Genomic DNA, 18,986 nt, shown 5'->3' with positions numbered 1-18,986 from the left:
AAATCCTGGACGATTTTGACCAACACCACAACCTCGACCTAGCCGATGCCCAAATCGCAGCGTTGGAGGAAGACTACGGACTTCACTTTCCAATCAAAGCGGTGTTACCGGAACCGTTGCCAAAAGAACCCGATTTTTCCGAACCACCCTTCCCCGACCCAGAAGATGCCTACGGTTGGTCGGAAAACTACGACCCAGCAGAACTACTCGACACCCGACCCCAATAAGAGACGCAAGTAGCCAAGTTTCAAACACCAAAAACAGGCCGTTTTTCCGAGGCGCCGTGCAAGACTCCTCCAACTAGAGGGAAAGATCAAGCGAGTGCTCGGCCTCCGACGTGTCAATGATGTCGCGACTGATGAGTCAACTTCACTGACCGCCAATCCACAGCTAGATCCACCCACGGTCGGCCACACCTGTTTTGGTCACCGTCTCTTCAACGGTCACTGACCGGATCGTGGCCCAGCAGCCCGTAGACCTCGCCGTAGCGGCGCTTCAGCCCTGTAACTTTGATTGCTTTTCCATGTCACCAACTAGACATGACAAATGTCATCAGGATCACCGCACGCTGGCACGCGTGAGCATCGCGGCGCTAATGAGCATGATGCTTATCGACGCCCCCGTGGCCGCCCACCCCGCCCCCGAGGTAACCCGAAACGTTTCCCCAAGGAGGAAGATGCCGAGGGCAAATGCCACGATCGGCTCAACCACCTTCGCCGCCGGAAGCGAGGTGCCCAGGTTGCCAGCGGCAAAGGCGTACTGCTGCACGATCGTGCCTGTCGTGGCAGCAAGCAGCATGGCCCACAGCTGCCAGGACGCAAGCAGGCCCGTGATGCCGCCGGTAACAAAGTCGTCCACGGCCACTTTGGAAAACAAAGCTTGGTAGCCAAAAAGCGCGCCGCAGGTTATGCCGTAGGTGAGGGATTGGGTTGCGCTTGGGCGTCGATAAGCAAAAGCAAAAGCTCCCGCAACCACCGCAATCGCCGAGACGACCACGATGGCCCACTCCCAGGCAAGCGGCTCGCGCGCGCCGGGAAGCGGACGGCCAAGCAGCACAACCCCAGCCACGCTCATGGTCAACAGCGCACCCCAAAACGCCTCCTCCGGGTGCATGCGGCGGTGCTCCGCGCGGGCGGAAAAGAGCAGGGTGAGCATGAGCGACAGGGCGAGCACAGGCTGAACTACCAGCAAAGATCCGAAAGCCAACGCCGCAGCTTGGAAGCCATACGCAAGAAACGCCACCCCCATCGAGGCCCACCACGCTGGCCTGCGCATCGAGCGAAGCGGCGAAGCACCCGCGCGCATGATGCGGTGGCGCCACACGGTACCTGCTGCCATCGTCGCTGCTGAGATCAGCGCGAGGATTGCAGACAGGTAAATATTGTGCACGGTGAATGATATTAATGCGGGTGTTCCTGCTGTGGATTTGGGACGCTATTCTTGTATGTCGGAATGCACGCGGACCCGTGGGAGGTACGGATGGCCCTTATCGTTCAGAAATACGGCGGATCGTCGCTAGAAAGCGCCGAGCGTATTCGCGCCGTGGCTCAGCGTGTGGTGGCTACCAAACGTGCGGGCAACGACGTGGTTGTCGTGTGCTCCGCAATGGGTGACACCACCGATGAACTTTTAGACCTTGCGGCGCAGGTCAACCCAACCCCACCCGCACGCGAAATGGACATGCTGCTCACCGCCGGTGAACGCATCTCCAACTCCCTTGTAGCTATGGCAGTAGCCGCACAAGGCGAGGCCGTGCAGTCCTTCACCGGCTCCCAAGCCGGCGTGATTACCACCGAGCGCCACGGCAACGCCCGCATCATTGAAGTCACGCCGGGCCGCGTTAAGGAAGCCATTGATCAGGGCAACATTGCCATCGTCGCCGGCTTCCAGGGCGTCAACCGCGACACCAAGGATGTAACCACCCTTGGCCGCGGCGGCTCCGACACCACAGCAGTCGCCCTTGCAGCGGCCCTGGGTGCGGACGAATGCGAGATCTACTCCGATGTAGACGGCGTCTACACCGCAGACCCGCGCATTGTCCCGGACGCCCGCAAGCTGGACAAGCTCTGCTTCGAAGAGATGCTGGAACTGGCCGCGTCCGGCTCGAAGATTTTGGTCCTGCGCAGCGTTGAATACGCGCGCGCCTGGAACGTGCCCATGCGAGTACGTTCCTCTTACAGCAACGACCCCGGCACCCTTGTCGCCGGAGCATTGGAGGATATCCCTGTGGAAGAAGCAGTATTGACCGGTGTAGCCACCGACAACGCGGAGGCAAAGATCACCATCCTGGGCATCCAGGACACGCCAGGGGAAGCCGCCAAGGTGTTCCGCGTGCTGGCAGACGCAGAGATCAACATTGACATGGTGCTGCAGAACATCTCCTCCATTGAGGACAATAAGACGGACATCACCTTCACCCTGCCCAAGGCAGACGGTGCGCGCGCCATGGAGATGCTCGGCGCCATGAAGGATGCCGAAGGCTGGGACGATATCACCTACAACGACCAGATTGGCAAGGTCTCCCTGGTTGGCGCCGGCATGAAGTCCCACCCGGGTGTCACCGCAGACTTCACCGAGGCGCTGCGTGACTCCGGCATCAACATTGACATGATCACCACCTCTGAAATCCGCATCACCGCAGTGGTGGACCAGGATGAGCTGCCAGAGGCCGCACGCGCCATCCACAGCAAGTTCGAGCTAGGCGGCGAAGAAGCCGCAATCGTCTACGCAGGTACCGGCCGCTAAACAGGCTGCTAAAGGAGATTTCACGTTATGACCACCGTTGCTGTAGTTGGCGCCACCGGCCAGGTTGGCCAGGTAATGCGCTCCATCTTGGAGGACCGTTCCTTCCCATGTGACCGCGTTCGTTTCTTCGCCTCGCCCCGTTCCGCGGGCAAGGTGCTTCAGTTCCGCGACGCCCCTGTTGAGGTTGAAGACCTGACCAAGGTCACCGAAGAGTCCGTTGCGGACGTGGATATCGCCCTGTTCTCCGCAGGCGGAACCACCTCGCGCGAGTGGGCTCCCGTCTTCGCCGCCGCCGGCGCGAAGGTTGTGGACAACTCCTCTGCATGGCGCAAGGACGACGAGGTCCCCCTGATCGTTTCCGAGGTCAACCCGGCGGACGCCAAGGCGCTGCCGAAGGGCATCATTGCCAACCCGAACTGCACCACGATGGCGATCATGCCCGTGGTCAAGGCGCTGCACGACACTGCCGGCTTGGTTTCCTTGCGCGTGGCTTCCTACCAGGCGGTTTCCGGCTCCGGTGTCGCTGGCGTCCAGGCGCTCGCGGACCAGGTTGCGGAAATCGGCGTGCGCAACACGGAGCTTGCCGCTGACGGTTCGCAGCTTTCGCCGGCCAACCTCGGCCCGTACGTTGCACCGATCGCCTACAACGCATTGCCGCTTGCGGGCAGCCTGCTTGACGACGGCACCCACGAAACCGACGAAGAACAAAAACTCCGCAACGAATCGCGCAAGATCCTTGGCCTGCCAGAGCTGAAGGTGTCGGGCACCTGCGTACGCGTCCCGGTGTTCACAGGGCACACGATGGTGGTACACGCCGAGTTTGCCGAGGCAATCACGCCCGAGCAAGCAACCGAGGTGCTTTCGGGCGCGCCGGGTGTGGAGGTTGTTGAGGTGCCGACGCCGCTTGAGGCCACCGGCAAGGACGTCTCCCTAGTGGGGCGCATCCGCCAGGACCAGGTTGTGGACGGCAACCGCGGCCTCATTTTCGTCGTCTCCGGCGACAACCTGCGTAAGGGCGCGGCGCTGAACACGGTCCAGATCGCCGAGCTCTTGGTTTAACTTTTGGTTTAGCTTTTTCACTCCCTGACGTCAGCTCTGGAAAATCTATAGGGTTGATGGGTACACGTATTCGATAACGCTGTAGAGGAGTAAACATTGACGGAGAAGAGTAGGGCGGAAGAGATCGTCGCAAGGGGCGAGCGTCCCGCTGGCAAGGGTCAGACCACCCAGCTGGGTGGGCAGCCGGTTGCGTCGGAGAACATTTCGATCACCCAGGGGCGTCAGGGAGCCAATGTGCTCAATGACATCCATCTGATTGAAAAACTAGCCCACTTCAACAGGGAAAACGTTCCGGAGCGTATCCCGCACGCCAAGGGGCACGGCGCCTTCGGCGAGCTGCACATTACGGAAGATGTGTCCAAGTACACGAAGGCGAAGCTGTTCCAGCCGGGCACTGTTACCCCGATGGCGGCTCGTTTTTCCACAGTGGCTGGTGAGGCTGGCTCGCCGGACACCTGGCGTGACGTCCACGGCTTCGCGCTGCGTTTTTACACCGAGGACGGCAATTACGACATCGTGGGCAACAACACGCCGACGTTCTTCCTGCGTGACGGCATGAAGTTCCCTGATTTTATTCACTCTCAGAAGCGTCAGCCGAACTCGGGCTTGCGTGATGATGAGATGCAGTGGGATTTCTGGACCCGCACCCCGGAGACCGCACACCAGGTGACCTACCTGTTGGGTGATCGCGGCACCCCGAAGACCTCGCGTCACCAGGACGGCTTCGGTTCCCACACCTTCCAGTGGATTAATGAGGAGGGCACCCCGGTGTGGGTGAAGTACCACTTCAAGACCCGCCAGGGCTGGGAGTGCTTTACCGACGAGGAAGCTACCGAGAAGGCCGGTACCGATCCGGACTTCCAGCGCGCGGACCTCTTCAACGCGATTGCCCAGGGCGACTACCCGATTTGGGACGTCAAGGTGCAGATCATGCCGTTCGAAGAGGCGAAGGATTACCGTTTTAACCCATTCGATCTGACCAAGACCTGGTCCCAGAAGGATTACCCGCTGATCCCGGTCGGCTACTTCGTGTTGAACCGTAACCCGAAGAACTTCCACGCCCAGATTGAGCAGTTGGCGCTTGACCCGGCGAACCTGGTTCCGGGTGTGGGTCTGTCGCCGGATCGTATGCTGCAGGCACGCGTCTTCGCCTACGCGGATCAGCAGCGCTACCGTATCGGTGCGAACTACAAGGATCTGCCGGTCAACCGTCCGATCAACGAGGTGAACACGTATGCGGAGCGTGGTTCCATGGCGTACTTCTTCAACGAGGAGGACGAGCCGAACTACTCGCCGAACCGCACCGACAAGGGCGCTGGCTACCTGGACAATGGCGAGGATTCCTCCTCCAACTTCACCGATTACGGCCAGGCGGAGAACCTCTATGTCAACCCGGACCCGCACGGCACCGACCTGGTGCGCGCGGCGTACGTGAAGCACGCTGAGGACGATGACTTCGTCCAGGCCCGTACGCTCTACCGCGACGTGTTTGATGACGCGGCGAAGGAGCGCTTCGTCCACAACATCACCAACAAGATGTTGGCGATCAAGAACAAGGACGTCGAGGAGCGCGTTTACGCCTACTGGGGCAACGTGGACAAGGACCTGGAGGCTAAGGTGCGCGAGTCCCTGGCGAAGAAGCGCGCCGACGCCCAGTAACGCCGACGCCCAGTAAAACGTTTGCAGCTAGCTACACCCGGCTACCAGTGACTTTTTATCGAAGGTAGCCGGGTGTAAGTAGCTGCATTTGGCTTTATGCCCTACAGGCGGGTCTGGCCGCCTTCCGCGTCTTCGGCTGCTGCCTCGGCAGCCTCCTCAGCGTCGGCGGCGATGAGCTCGTCGATAGAGGTGTCGTTCCAGGGCTCATCAGGTTCACGCTCGTACTCGTCCTGCGTGACCGGGTCGGTGTAGGAAACGTAAACTACGGGGTCGGAGTCGCGGTCTTCGTGGTCGAATTCCACTTCATCGTCTTCAAGAAGTTCTTGTGCCACTTCCTCCTCCAGCGCTTCCGACAGCTCCTCATCATCAACCACGGACATGGACGTGACGTGCTCCAGTTCGCGCTGATCGTTCTTGGTAAAGCGTTCGCGCGGGTCCATCTTCAGGCGGGTCAGTTCGAGTGCACGGCGGCGTCGATCGCCTTCCTTGCGCAGTTTCGGCGCACCGCGCAGCCACGCGAAGGTGACCACGGCGATGAGGAGAACGCCTAGGTAACCCAGGATCGGGTAGACAACGCTGACCAGTTCCTTGAAGCCCACGAAGGACAGGACGAAGCCGATGAGGCAGGCGGAAATGAAGATGAGGCGGAAGCGGTTTTCGCGGCCGCGCGCGAGGCGCTTGCCCAGGGCGAAGAACATGCCCAGGGAGGTAGCGAAGATCATGCCGAAGATAACCAAGGCCATGATGAGGCCAAGGGTTGGGTGGACCTCGTTGATCAGGGACAAAAGCGGCATGTCTTCGCCGGAGACGATATCAATCTTCACCAGCAGGGAGATGGACAGCAGAAGCAGCATGATCAGGTAGCCCATGCCGCCGAAGAGTCCGCCGAGGCCGGCCGCGCGGGTATCCAGCTGGTTGCCGCCGATCACGGTTGCCATGGAGGCAACACAGATGACGTTAAGCCCGGTGTAGTTCAGTGCGCCGATCCACCAGTTGGGCAGGGTGGTTTCTACGTTTTGCGCCACGTAGGCGTTGAGTGCGCCCCAGTCTGGGTTGGCGTTGACCAGGGTCCAGCCGCAGCCGAAGATAACCATGATCAACAGGATTGGGGTAAGTGCGCCGATGGCGCCGGTGACTTTGTCTACATCGAGCATGCCCACGCCGATGGTGGCTACCAGCATGATAACCGCGCCGATCCAGACGGGGATGCCAAATTGCTGGTTGAGGTTAGCGCCGGCACCGGCGAACATGACAAACCCGATGGAGAACAGGGTGACAATGGTGGCAATGTCGAGCACCCAGGACATGACCTTGGAGGAGATGCCGCCGAAGACTTCCATGTGTTCGTCAGCCTGGAAATAGGAGCCGAGTTGCAGGATGGTCACGCCGGCGATGATCATCAGTGCGGATGACAAGACGGCGCCCCAGATGCCCTGGGTGCCAAATGCTGCGAAGTACAAAAGTGCTTCCTGGCCGGAGGCGAAGCCTGCTCCGACTAGGGTGCCAATGAAGGCAAAAGAGATAATTGTTGCGGTTCTGAGCATGTGAGCCCGCTCCCAACGGGTTTTTAGTCGAACAAAACAGTTCTCTTATCTTAAACCCTATGGGAGCTAATGTGTTTCATCCGCGGCGCTCGCGCCGCCGGCGGTGATGAGGTCGGCGCGTGCTCGGGCGACGCGGGAGCGGATGGTACCTACCCGGACGCCTGCAATTTTTGCTGCTTCTTCGTAGGTGTAGCCGAGTATTTGGGTGAGCACGATGGCTTCCTTGCGCTCTGGTGCAAGGCTGTCGAGCATGGCGCGGGCGTCCATGACTTCGGACCAAGTGGTGGCGTTATCGGGGCTGGGTTCTAGAGCGGCGGCATCCGAGTAGTCGGAGTAGTCGCCGTCGGCGGAGCGCGGGCGTGCCATGTCATGTCGCACGGAGTCCACCCAGGTGCGTCGGGCAAGGGATAAAAGCCAGGTGCGTGCGCTGGAACGTGCCGCAAACCGGGGCAGGGCTTTGAGTACGCGCAGGTAGGTTTCTTGGGTGAGGTCGTCGGCGTATTCGCGGCCGGCCAAGTTGGCTAAAAGCCGCCAGACGTCGTCTTGCGTCTCGGCAATGAACTGCTCCAGGGCAGCGCGATCACCTCGTCCTGCTTGCAGGGCGAGGTTGGTTACGTAGTCGTATTCAGGCCTGCTCACTGCCGTCAACCGGGGTCACACCAGCGCCAGCACCAGCACCCGCGTCGAGCTTGTCACTGACGGTCACGCCGTAGAGCACACGGCCCATGACAAAGGTGCCTACAGAGCCGACGATCCATACGCCTGCGATGGCGATGATGGCAAGCGCCAGTTCCCATGCGCTGAAGCCGGTGGTGGACCAAGAGTAGATCAGTTTGGCTACAACCAGGGTGGGAAAGGCCATGGTGACTAGGGGACCGAGTAGGTTGGCTCGGGTTAGCGCGTCGGGTGCGCGCAGCTGCAGAAGGGTTGCGGCGATGATGAAGATGGTGGCCACGATGACAAGCGCGGCAACGATGATTTCGTAGATAGCCATTAGCGGCGCCCCCTTGAGATGATGCGGGCCATGGAGATCGTCGGCACCACACCGCAGGCAAGGGCGGCCAGTACGGCGATGTCGTAGCCAATCATGGTTTCTGTAATCAGGGTCCAGACGAGGAAGATGGCCACCATGGAGTAGAACACCATGTCTGAGAGTACGGCGCGGGTCAGTTCGTCCTTGCTTAGGATCAGTGCGCCGAGTGCCACCAGCAGGCAGATGGCGATGATGATGATGCAGGCCATGATGATGGCTTCAAACGTGCTGGTAGGCATGTTAGCTCATCCTTTCTGCGGGTGGCAGGTCTTGCTCTGGGGTGGTGTCGCCGTGGTCGATGTAGGGCTCCCATTCCACAGATTGCGCATCAAACGGGATAGATTTCACGTTTGGGTTGACGTGTTCTTCCATGTCTGCCAGGCCTTCGATGAGGTCTAGGGGGTCTTCGCCGAATGCGGCTTGCACGATGAGGATTTCGGGCTCGCCGGGGTGGGCGCTGTGCCGCAGTCCCACCGACATGGTGCCGGGGGTGGCGGTGATTGAGGTGGAGAACCAGAACAGTTCCCAGTCTGTGGTCAGGCGTAGTGGGTAGTAGATCACTACGGGTTTGAGCCCGGATTTCGGTTTGAATGCCGCGGCGCTGGTGTGGATGCCGGAGACAATGATTTCTTTGATGATCCAGAGGGCGTAAGCGATGTAGCGCATTTAGTTACCTCCCTGCAGTTCGGCCACGTTGGGTACGCCGACTGGGTTGGTGCCAAGTACGGCCGCCGAGTAGGCGTCCACGTTCAGCAGGCTGTCCATGGCGGTGGTGGAAACATCCCACATTTGGCCGGCCCCAATGAACATAGCCAGTGAGAGGAGCATCATGCTTGCCGACGGCAACATAAACCGCCACCTCACATTCAACGCCTCCGGGTAGTTCTGCATTGGGCGTCCCCAGAACACTTCCTTCCACACGCGCATCATGGACAAAAGCGCACCGAAGGAGGCGACGATGATGGTGGTGATGACCACCCAAGAGCGCCAATCTCCAGGCTGGGCTGCGGCCAGCATGATGGTGACTTTGCCGAAGATGCCGGAGAACGGCGGGAAGCCGACGATGGAGAACGCGCCGGCGACGAAGACTGCGGACGTCAGCGGGTCGCGGCGTGCAATGCCGGAGAGTTTGGAGATGGTGCCGGTGCCGTAGGTCTCTTCGATTGCGCCGACGTTGAGTACAAGTGCGCCGACAGTGATCATGTGGTGCACGGTGTAGAGCAGGCCCGCGGCTAGGGCGTAGCGGGCTGCTTCGCCGCCGCCGGCGGTAAAGGCCAGCATGACCAGGATGAACGGCATGCCGTTGACCATTTGGTAGGCCAGGACGCGGCGCATGGTGTCTTCTGCAAGACCGGCGAAGCCGCCGATCAGCATGGAGATCACCATGATCACGATGATCAGCGTGTTCCAGCGCTCGTCCATGTCGAAGATGACAACCCAGATGCGAAACAGCATGTAGACCGCAACCTTGGTGTGCAGGCCGGAAAACAGGCCCATCACCGCAGCGGAGGTGGACGGGTATGTGCGCGGCAGCCAGGTGTGGACGGGGAACACGCCCGCCTTAGCGGCAACGGCGATGATGACTAGGCCGGTGGCCACGGTGATCGGGCCGTTGCCGGCGGCGGCGCCGCGCAGGGCGCCGATGTTCACTGCGCCGGCGACACCGTAGATGTAGCCCACGCCAACCAGCAGCAGGGTAGAGGCCGCCAGGTTCACCAGCACGAAGGTGCGGGCAGACAGCAGGCGGTGGCGGGTGCCGGTCATGGCGATCAGGCCGTAGGACGGCAGAAGCATAACCTCAATCATGACGAAGAAGTTGAACAGATCCGCGGTCAGAAGCGCGCCGGTGACACCCGTGACCAGCACAAGGGTCAGGGAGGTGAAGTAGCGTGCCTGGGTTTCACCCACGGCGATGGCGAACCAGTTGGCGGTGATCGCCACGATCATGGTTGCCACCAGCATTACGGCAGAGAACTGGTCGCCGCCGAAGGAGATACCTACGCCACCGTCGTACTTGCCAATGACGTGGCCAATGGTGCCATGCGTGGAGGTGTAGGCGTAGAGCCAGATGCCGCCGGCGAGGTTGATGGCGGGGATGAGGATGGACAGTGCGTCGTTAAGCTTCTTGCTCGGGCTCAGCGCGGTGATGGCTGAAACGATGAGTGGAAGTGCAACGAAGATGGGAAGGACTGCTCCTGCGGTCATCGGTTCACCTCCGAGACGTCCATGTTGTGTACCTCTTCAAGCTTCTTGGGGTTCAGGCGCGCGCGGCGACCGGCGGTAGACAGTGCCGAGGGGCTCAGACGCATCTTGTCGTAGGCTGCGTCGTTGCCGGTGGGGTTGTCTGACGTGTCGTCATCACGGCCGAGTGATGCCATCATCAACAGGATTGTGGTGGTGGCCATTGCAATCACAATGGCGGTCAGCACAAACGCCTGGGGCAGTGGGTCGGCGATGTCCTCGACGGGGGTGCGAGACGGGAAGGCCTCACCACGCCAAGCACCAACGCCGGTGGCAAGCAGCGTTAGGTTGCCGGCGTGGCCGAGCAAGGACATGCCGAAGACCACGCGGACCATGCCGCGCTGCAGGACTAGGTACACGGCTCCCGCAACAAGCATTGCGATGGATAGTGCCATAACCATGGTTTAAAGCTCCTTCGCTGAGACGGGTAGCGGGTTGTCTGCCGGGTTGAGCGGCTTCGGGTGAGACGCGACGGCGTTTTCCGGCTGCTCCGGCTCCGGAATGGAAGGCAGCGGGTTATCCGGCTCATCGCGCGTGTAGTCCAAGTTGCGCACCTCTGTACCCGGACGCAGGTAGCCGCCGAGTGCGTTGATGGCCTGGGTGACCATGCCAAGCACGGCCAGGTAAATACCAAAGTCAAAGATCAGGGAGCTGCTCAAGTGCTGGCCGGCGATCTCGCCGTGCAGGGCGTAGAGGAAGCCGCCTTCAATAAGCCCGAGCAGGCCGGAGGAAATGGCAACGATGATGCCAATAGCCGCAAGCTTGATCGGGGTGCGCTGACCCACCACGTACGCGTCCGCGCCGCGGGAGAGGTAGCTCATAGCAAATGCCGTGGCCATCACTAGCGCGGCAACGAAACCACCGCCCGGGGCATTGTGGCCGCGGAAGAAAATAACAATGGACAGGACCAAGAGCACCGGCGCCACCATGGCGGCGGCCTTGCGCATTGGCAGGGAGTTGAACTGGGACTGGCCGAATGGGCGCGGGCGAGTGCCGGCTTCAAACATGTGGCGCGGCATGGATTGGGTGACTGCGGCGATAACCACGGCGGCCATACCCAGCACGGAAAGCTCGCCGAGTGTATCGAATCCACGGAACTCAACCAGGATGGCTGCGACGATGTTGTCCGCACCGGTCACCTCACCACCTTGGGTGATGTACCACATGCCCAGCTCAGAGCGGTCGTGGCGCCCCAGCAGCGTGTACACGCCGAGGAAGGCCACAATGCCGGAGAGCAGCGCGAACACCGTGGCGGTGACTTGGCGCCTGCGTGGGGTGCGCGGGAAGGTGCGCGGCTGGTAGCGCAGCACAATCATCATCACCACAACGGTCAGGGACTCCACCACCAGCTGGGTCAGCGCCACGTCCGGTGCACCCAGCATCAGCATCTGCAGCGTGATGCCCACACCCGTGGTGCCCAACAGCACGGTGGTGGCCAGGCGCGAACGGGTGGTGATCATGCCGATGACAGACAGGGCGATGATGCCAAACGGGATCAGGTCCCACCACACGTCCAGGCCCTCGGCGCGGGGTGCCAGTGGTACGCCGTCTACACCGTCTGTTAAAAGTGCGGTGCTCAGGCCCAAGACAACCACCAGGAACAGCACTGGGAAGAGGTGGCGCGACGGGTTGAAGCCATCAGCCACGGCACCTAGGGCGCGGCCGGCTGAGGTGGAGCCAACGTTTACGCCGTGGAGCACCTCGTTGCCGCTAAACGGCAGCAGCTGCTTGTTCTCTACGGCGGCAAAGACTCGCTTGCGGGCAAAGATGACAAAGAGCACGCCGGCAACCAGCACGGCAGTGGACACCAGAAGTGGTGCGGTCACGCCGTGCCACAGTGCCAGGTGGGAGTGGTACTCCTCGCCGGTAATCGCGGTCACGGCCGCAGAGATCGGGCCGTCCACCTGCGTGAGCAGCAGCGGCACGACCAAAGACATCAAGCCCGGCAGCGCGGCCGGTAGCCAGAGGAGCACCGGCGCTTCGTGGACGTGGGACATGTCCTTCGGGCCGTCCACAAACGCACCGAAGACAATCTTTGCGGAATAGACAAAGGTTAACAGTGCAGCCACGCCACCGATAGTGAGCAGGAGCGCGCCGTAGGGGGAATCTTCAAACGCGCCCAGGATGGATTCTTTAGAAATGAAGCCGAACAGTGGCGGGATAGCGGCCATAGAGGCGGCGGCCACCACAGTGGAGGCAAACGTGAACGGCATCTTGTCGTACAACTTGCCCAAACGCCGCATGTCACGCGAGCCGGCCTCATGGTCCACCACACCAATCAGCATGAACAGCGATGACTTGAACAGCGCGTGCGCCAGCGTGTGGGTCAGTGCCGCAGCCAGCGCAAGCGGAGTACCAATACCAATGGCGGCCACAATCCAGCCCAAGTGGCTCACCGTGGAGTACGCCGTGAGGTGCTTGAGGTCCGTCTTGGTAATTGCAAACGTTGCACTCATCAGTGCGGTGAACAGGCCGACAGACGTCAAGATCACGTTCCAGGCTGGCTGGTCCGCAAAGATGGTGGAGAAACGCAGCAGCAGGTAGACGCCAGCCTTCACCACAGCCGCTGCGTGCAGGAATGCGGACACCGGAGTGGCGGCCGCCATGGCTTCTGGAAGCCAGAAGTGGAAAGGGAACTGCGCCGCTTTAGTAAACGCAGAGGCAGCCACAAGCACCGCCACTGTGGTGGTGAGGGAGGGGTTGTCCCGCCAGACGTCGTGAAGCAAAAGCTCCTGCATGGACGTTGTGCCGGTGTTGACCGCGGCGATGGCAAGCGCCGCCAACAGGGTCAGGCCGCCGAAGAAGGTCAGGATCAGCGTGCGGTAGGAGCCTGCCTCGCCGGAGGAGCCGGAGCGCGCGATCAGCATGAACGACGCGATAGAGACCAGCTCCCAGGCGATGAACAGCAGCACCACATCATCTGCAAGCACCAGCAACAGCACAGACAGCGTAAAGGCCGTCATGATGGTGTAGAAGCTGGTGTTGCCCTCGTTCTTGGGCAGGTAGGCGGCCGAGTAACACATCACCACACCGCCAATGACTAGGGCGAGTAGGGCGAAGAAGATGCCCAACCCGTCTGCCCGCATGGCAAACTCCACGCCGGTTCCCGGACCGAAGATGTCACGGGCCCACGTAAAGCCCCAGGTCAGTGGTGTGCCCGCAGCGACGTCGCTTAAGTGAGATCCCAGCGCAATCGCAGCCGCAAACAGCAAGGCGGCGATTGGGTATCCGGCCGCGCGGTCCATCACGCGCACCAAGATTGGAGACAGGATCACCGCAGCCGCCACGAGTGCTAGCACGAGTGGAAGAGTCATGGTGAATATTTCTAGGTTGTAGGAGCTGGCTGGAAAAGCGCGAATACCAGCGTAGCAATTGCTGCCACGACGGTGCGCCTCCACATATATAGGCAGTGGCTTTAGTTAAATACTGTGCCATGAAGTGGCGTCTGGGTATAGTTGCGCTGGTTTGTCTCGCGGCGGTGTTGCTGCCAATGCACCCTGCGTCCACGTGGGTAACTACGGGCGCTAGTAGCGGGACCACCCAGACCACCGACCCGCTGGCGGATACGCGCCGGGCGGCGTCAGATGCGGCGTCCCAGTTAAGCCTGCTGACCACCGGCACCGGCCAGTTGGCCAACGGTGTGGGGCAGCTAGATGAGGGCAAAGGGTTGCTTATAGACGCCATAGCGCAAGCCCGCGACGGCGCCCAGGAACTGTCGGCCGGCATGGTGCAGCTGCAGGCAGGCACCGGCCAGTTGGGTAACGGTGCGACGCAGCTGGCGGATTCGGTGGGCGAGATCGTGGCCCAGGTAGCCGGGTTTGAGGCGGTGCGTGGCCAGGTGGTTGCGGCGATTGACCGCAGCTTGGAGTCCACGAAAAACAGCAAAGACCCGGATGTGGTGGCCTCACGCGAGGCGTTGAAGGAGCTTCGTCAGCAGGCGGTAACGGCGGAGATTCCTGCAGATGCGGTGGCGAAGATGAACCAGCTGCGCGACGGCTCCCGCGATCTGGCCAACCAGTTGGCGGTGCCAGGCTATGCATACCACGACGGTATATATACAGCCACCAACGGTGCGGCCTCGCTGGCTTCGGGCCTGGCTGAGCTTGAAGGTCAGGTACAGGAGGCAGCCGGGGGCATTTCCCAGCTTGTGGACGGCACCGCGAAGGTCAACACGCTTGCCCAACAGTCCTCCGCCAAGGTCAAAGACGTGCGGGCGTCACTGCCAGTAGCGGTAGCTGGTGTGGAGGTTGGCGCTGGGTTTTCGCCGATTGCCGCGCTGCTTTTGGCGGCGCTGGCCGTATTCGGCGGTGCAGCGCTGGGAGCTGCTGGGTGGTTCGCTGCGTCTGTGGGGCGTGGCCGGGCGTGGATTCTCGGGTTAGGCACCGTGTTTGTGGCCGTAGCCGGGGTAGCGCTGGCGTGGATCGTTGGCACCAACCTCCGGCCTTTGGCACTGGCGGGTGTCGGCGGCGCCTTGGCGCTTGGTGTGCTTGCTTCGGCGGGTGTGACGCAGGTGTTTGTTGGCGTGTTTGGGGTGCGCGCCGGGCTTGGTTTGGCGGGCGTGTTGGCTGTTGCGCAGACCGGCCTGGTGGGGTGGGTGTGGCGCCAGGCGGCAAGCGCCCCGCTTGAGGGCGTGTGGGCAGCGGTGTCTCAAGTGTTTCCCATGCACTGGATCGCCGCTGCCGTTAGCGCCGCGGGTAACGCGGGGGACTACCGGGCGATTGTTTCTGCAGTGCTGCTTTGCCTGATGGTGGCGGCAGTTGGCGTAGCGGGTGTGCGCCGTCCAGTACCTGCGTCAGCGGAGCGTGACTGAGTTCACATTCGTGGTTTATGCAGTGTTACGCATAGGCGTCGGGCCGCGACGCAGCGATTATTTCACGTTTTTCATCCCACGGGAAATAATGCATGTTGCCCCAGCTGGAGGGGTTGTTTCACATGTGGTGGTGTGCGAAAATGAGTAATCTGCCTATTATCGGGTAGGTCGTTTTATTTAACTGTAAAGAGCTGTAAAGAGCTGGAAAGCGGCCCTTGTGTCGGTTCGCGTGTTGTGGGATAGCGCGGACACTTTCCAAGCTTTTGAAAAGGAGTAACTGTGGCTCAATTGTCTCGGCGTCCGAAGAGGCGGGCGCGCACCGGCATAGCTGCCTCGTCCGTCATTGCCCTGGCTCTCGGCGCGTTTAGTGTTGTTGGCCCCGGTCCCCTTGCAACGCAGGCTGCTGCCGCGGAATTCACAGGAGGTCTTCGAGGCGATGACGGCCAAGGCGCGGTGGAGAAGGAGTCGCAGAAGGCCTCGGACCTGGATACGGGTGGGAATTCGTGTACTGTTTCTGCTTCGCCCGAGCCTGGTGGTGGCAGCCAGGCTGGTTTTACGTGGCACACGCTGGAGCCGAGTCAGGTAAGTAAGGACAAGACACAGTGGGGCTTGAGTGTCGCCTTTGATAACTCGAAGGACCGTACGTTTGCGGATTGGAGCTTTACCAACTCGGGACGCTTCAGGGAATTGCTCAATGCCGGTACGGTTCCTGCCATGGCTGCGGGTCAGACTCTTCCATTTGATAAGGGTCCGGTCACTGCGAAAGCTGATGAGTCCATCGACATCACCGCGAGCCGCGAACAAAGGAACCTGAATCTTGATGCTGACCTGACTGAAGATGAGGTCAAGCAGTTCGCGCAGGCTGGTGCTGATAACCCTGTGCGTTACGCATGGCAGGGCAAGTACACGAAGGACAACATTAGCGGTCCTTTCGCTACGCGGGGACAGAACGCTGCTTTCACCGCGGTTGTGAACCCGTGGCCCAGTGAGAACATGGAGTGCAATCCCATCACGGTGAACTGGGAGAGCTTTGACAAGCACGTGATCGTTGAGGGAGAAGAGACCAAGGTCGGTCACATTAATATTCCGGCGTTGGATGAAGATAGCCAAGGCCAAGACGACTCGTTGTCGCGCATGGTGGTTGAGGCCTATGACGACAACGGCAAGTTCATCGGCACTTCAAATGCCAAGGAGTCTGGTGGTTCGCAGCGTCTGCGCGTGGATGAGAAGGGTGATATTTACTTCACGTGGCCCAAATACCGTGGCACGGATCTGGCGGCAAACAAAAATGTGAACTTTTCCGTGATTGCGTTGCCGCGTAGTGTGGATCAGCTTCAGGCTGCGGTGAAGAACAACAACTTCGACGTGGGTGCTGCGTTCGACAGCTCTAATTCCCTGACGCGCTACAACAAGCCGAATGTCATCGATTCGAAGGGCTTCAGGCTGGATGACACGGAGGACCACACGCCGCGGTATGACCAGAATGAGAAGAAGATCATCTCGGGTGTGGATGGGCCGAGGGGTCCGGTGAACACTGGGCGCCAGACAGTGACTTTCACCCAGGTGCCGGACCTGCTCAAGGAACTGGCTAAGAAGAAGGCTGACGGTGGCTTTGAGGCCACAGTCGAACTGGATGACACGTACGTCCTGGAGGGCTGGGACGTAGAGATGGACGAGGACTACAACGTCACCGTCACATCCCCGGAGAATCCGATGCCGAATACATTTGCACGCCCGAAGATCACGGTGGAGTACTCAAACGGTTCCACCGATGAGATTCAGCTTTTCGTGCTCGTGGACCCGAATAACACGCAGGTCACCGATCTGGTGCGCCCGGCTGTGGCAAAGGGTCTGCCGAATCAGGAGATCACCTCCCAGATTGGCACCAAGCCCATCATGAGGGGCCGTAAGCCCGTTTTCCCAGAGAAGTTTGAGGTCGATCAATCTACCGTTCCAGAGGGCTGGACTGTCACGGTTGATCCGACTGGCAAGGTCACTGCAGTGGCGGCTTATAACGACGTTCCCTTGGGCACGACCATCTCCCCGACGGTGAAGGCCACCTACCCGGACCAGACGACAGATGAGGTGGAAGTCCGCTTCCAGGTCATCGCTGAAATTAAGATTCCTGACTATGACAGGGTGACGGATAGGCCGGGCAAGGCTGTGACTCTCACACCAACCCTTCCGGAGAAGGGTTTGAGCGGTAGTGAGACGGACCAGCCGCCTTACCGTTACAGCTTCGCCAATGGAGAGCTCGAGTACACGGTTGAGGATGACAGTGGCACGTGGCACCTAACGATCGATGAGGATACTGGTGAAATCACCACCACTATCCCGCGCACCGCACCTGAGGGTTACATCCTGGACGTTCCGGTCCATACGTTCTATCGGGTCGGGGAAACGAAAATGGTGCCGGTCACGGCCACCATCACGGTTCTGCGCAGCGACATTGTTCCTGTTTATCCTGTGGAATCCACCGGCCCGAATGAACCGGTGGAGCACAAGGTGAAGGATGCCCCGAGGGGCTCTACGTTCTCCTTCGGCGACCTGGATGGCCAACCGCTCCTGACCAAGGAAGAAGACGGCTGGACGTACTCCATCGACCCGAAGACCGGTGTTGTCACGGCCACTCCGCCGGCCGATTCTAAGCCGGGTGATAAGAAGACGATCACCGTCAAGGTGGCAACGCCGGATGGATCGACCCCGGAGGTGCCTGTCACCACCGTGGTGAAGTTGAGCAACAGCTGGGAAGCTGAGCCAACGTACCAGGCTGAAACGGTGTACCCGGGTGAGACGGCGACGTTGCCGGTGCACTTTGATAACCCAGACAACGCCAAACTGGCCAAGGACAAGCCGTTCAAGCTCGGCGATATTCCTGCTGGTTGGGATGTCAGCATTGATGACAAGGGCACGATCACCGCAACCGCACCCAAGGGTGCGAAGAATGGTGACGCGATCGACATTCCTGTCACGGTGACCTACGAGGATGGCTCCACGGACACCACGAAGGCAAAGGTGACGGTCATTGACGTCCTGGAGCGGGAGATTCCGTTCAACACTGTGTACAAGTACGACCCGACGGTGAACCAGGGCACCTACAAGGTGGAGACCGAAGGTAAGCCAGGTAAGGAGACTTTGAACAAAGACCGCACGTGGAAGCGTGTGGAGGACCCGGTCGATGAAGTTGTGGTCATTGGCACGAAGCCGATGAGTGAGAAGGTGGAGTGGACAGAGCCGATTCCGTACTCCACGGTCATCCGCGAGAACCCGAATCTCGCGCCGGGTGAAGTGAAGGTTGTTCAGGAAGGCTCGAACGGTGAGGCTTCCTACGCCGCCGTCTTCAATGGTGTCAACGGTGAAGCAACGGTCACGGAGACTAAGGCTCGCACCGAACCGACAGATCGCATTGTTGAGCACGGTCCGCGCCTAAAGGATCAGGAGCTGGTCACGGAGGCCACGCGCAAGATCCCGTTTGAGACCACGATCGTCTTCGATGACACGTTGGCCGCGGGTGAGCAGGTCGTCGATAAGCAAGGTGTCGTCGGCGAGGAGAAGGTGACAAGCACGCAGAAGCTTGTCGACGGCAAACCCTCCGGCGACCCCGTCGTTCAGACGACAACGGTGACCGAGAAGCAGGACGCTGTCATCCGCGTGGGTACCAAGACCACGGGTACGAACACTGAGACCGTTAAGTCTGAGGTCCCGTTCGGTGTGAAGATCGAGTTCGATCCGAATATGGCGGCTGGCACCTCCGAGGTGACCACGCCGGGTGTTCCGGGTGAGAAGACGGTGACGATCAAGCGCGACATCACCAACTCCCAGCCGGGTGACCCGAAGATCACTGAGTCGGTTACGCAGGAGCCTGTTGATCAGGTGATCAAGGTGGGTACTAAGC

The 18,986-nt window shown here is 60.5% G+C and carries 14 protein-coding genes and 1 pseudogene; 6 read left to right on the top strand and 9 right to left on the bottom strand.

Features of this window, described 5'->3' with window-relative positions; all coding sequences use genetic code 11:
• Positions 1 to 227, top strand: a pseudogene (locus HMPREF3101_RS12320) (hypothetical protein); the annotation flags it as partial.
• Between the two features lie 331 nt (positions 228 to 558).
• Here the strand turns inward: HMPREF3101_RS12320 and HMPREF3101_RS11410 are convergent.
• Positions 559 to 1,389 carry a DMT family transporter gene (locus HMPREF3101_RS11410; RefSeq protein ID WP_070465798.1) on the bottom strand — a complete coding sequence of 277 codons (831 nt, stop codon included), beginning with the start codon at positions 1,387 to 1,389 and terminating at the stop codon, positions 559 to 561.
• Between the two features lie 90 nt (positions 1,390 to 1,479).
• Here HMPREF3101_RS11410 and HMPREF3101_RS11405 point away from each other — a divergent pair, with 90 nt between their 5' ends.
• From HMPREF3101_RS11405 to HMPREF3101_RS11395, 3 genes are all read left to right on the top strand, one after another.
• A complete protein-coding gene (locus tag HMPREF3101_RS11405) occupies positions 1,480 to 2,745 on the top strand; it encodes an aspartate kinase (protein ID WP_070465795.1) in 1,266 nt (421 codons plus the stop codon).
• 27 nt (positions 2,746 to 2,772) lie between these two features.
• Positions 2,773 to 3,804, top strand: coding sequence for an aspartate-semialdehyde dehydrogenase (locus HMPREF3101_RS11400; RefSeq protein WP_070465793.1), 1,032 nt, complete (start codon positions 2,773 to 2,775; stop codon positions 3,802 to 3,804).
• A gap of 123 nt (positions 3,805 to 3,927) precedes the next feature.
• Positions 3,928 to 5,463, top strand: a complete 1,536-nt coding sequence (locus tag HMPREF3101_RS11395; RefSeq protein WP_246816745.1) for a catalase — start codon at positions 3,928 to 3,930, stop codon at positions 5,461 to 5,463.
• A gap of 101 nt (positions 5,464 to 5,564) precedes the next feature.
• On the opposite strand, the gene HMPREF3101_RS11390 is transcribed toward HMPREF3101_RS11395, so the two are convergent.
• From HMPREF3101_RS11390 to HMPREF3101_RS11355, 8 genes are all read right to left on the bottom strand, one after another.
• Positions 5,565 to 7,007, bottom strand: coding sequence for a YkvI family membrane protein (locus tag HMPREF3101_RS11390; RefSeq protein WP_070465787.1), 1,443 nt, complete (start codon positions 7,005 to 7,007; stop codon positions 5,565 to 5,567).
• A 66-nt stretch (positions 7,008 to 7,073) separates the two neighbouring features.
• Complete coding sequence (locus tag HMPREF3101_RS11385) at positions 7,074 to 7,646, bottom strand: RNA polymerase sigma factor (protein ID WP_070465784.1); 573 nt, start codon at positions 7,644 to 7,646, stop codon at positions 7,074 to 7,076.
• Positions 7,633 to 8,001 carry a Na+/H+ antiporter subunit G gene (locus tag HMPREF3101_RS11380; RefSeq protein WP_070465781.1) on the bottom strand — a complete coding sequence of 123 codons (369 nt, stop codon included), beginning with the start codon at positions 7,999 to 8,001 and terminating at the stop codon, positions 7,633 to 7,635. The genes HMPREF3101_RS11385 and HMPREF3101_RS11380 overlap by 14 nt, the downstream gene beginning before the upstream one ends.
• On the bottom strand, positions 8,001 to 8,279 hold the full coding sequence (locus tag HMPREF3101_RS11375; RefSeq protein ID WP_070465778.1) for a cation:proton antiporter: 279 nt from the start codon (positions 8,277 to 8,279) through the stop codon (positions 8,001 to 8,003). Before HMPREF3101_RS11375 ends, HMPREF3101_RS11380 begins: the two co-directional genes overlap by 1 nt.
• Position 8,280: 1 nt before the next feature.
• Positions 8,281 to 8,706: a monovalent cation/H+ antiporter subunit E gene (locus HMPREF3101_RS11370; protein WP_070465776.1), complete on the bottom strand. Its 426-nt coding sequence runs from the start codon at positions 8,704 to 8,706 to the stop codon at positions 8,281 to 8,283.
• Entirely contained in the window at positions 8,707 to 10,245 is a 1,539-nt protein-coding gene (locus HMPREF3101_RS11365; protein WP_070465774.1) for a monovalent cation/H+ antiporter subunit D family protein, read from the bottom strand.
• Positions 10,242 to 10,682, bottom strand: coding sequence for a cation:proton antiporter subunit C (locus HMPREF3101_RS11360; protein ID WP_052205560.1), 441 nt, complete (start codon positions 10,680 to 10,682; stop codon positions 10,242 to 10,244). The genes HMPREF3101_RS11365 and HMPREF3101_RS11360 overlap by 4 nt, the downstream gene beginning before the upstream one ends.
• Positions 10,683 to 10,685: 3 nt before the next feature.
• Positions 10,686 to 13,595 (bottom strand): DUF4040 family protein, encoded by a 2,910-nt coding sequence (locus HMPREF3101_RS11355; RefSeq protein ID WP_070465771.1) that lies wholly within the window; start codon positions 13,593 to 13,595, stop codon positions 10,686 to 10,688.
• A 119-nt stretch (positions 13,596 to 13,714) separates the two neighbouring features.
• Between HMPREF3101_RS11355 and HMPREF3101_RS12535 the strand changes: the two genes are divergently transcribed.
• Positions 13,715 to 15,091, top strand: coding sequence for a hypothetical protein (locus HMPREF3101_RS12535; RefSeq protein WP_070465768.1), 1,377 nt, complete (start codon positions 13,715 to 13,717; stop codon positions 15,089 to 15,091).
• 279 nt (positions 15,092 to 15,370) lie between these two features.
• A partial coding sequence (locus HMPREF3101_RS11345; protein ID WP_070465765.1) for an adhesin domain containing protein occupies positions 15,371 to 18,986 on the top strand: 3,616 nt, incomplete at its 3' end.

It is taken from the genome of Corynebacterium sp. HMSC29G08, from assembly GCF_001806875.1.
In the GTDB taxonomy this organism is placed as follows: Bacteria; Actinomycetota; Actinomycetes; order Mycobacteriales; family Mycobacteriaceae; genus Corynebacterium.
The sequence above is the reverse complement of the archived record's forward strand: the minus strand, read 5'-3'. Positions and strand labels throughout refer to the sequence as shown.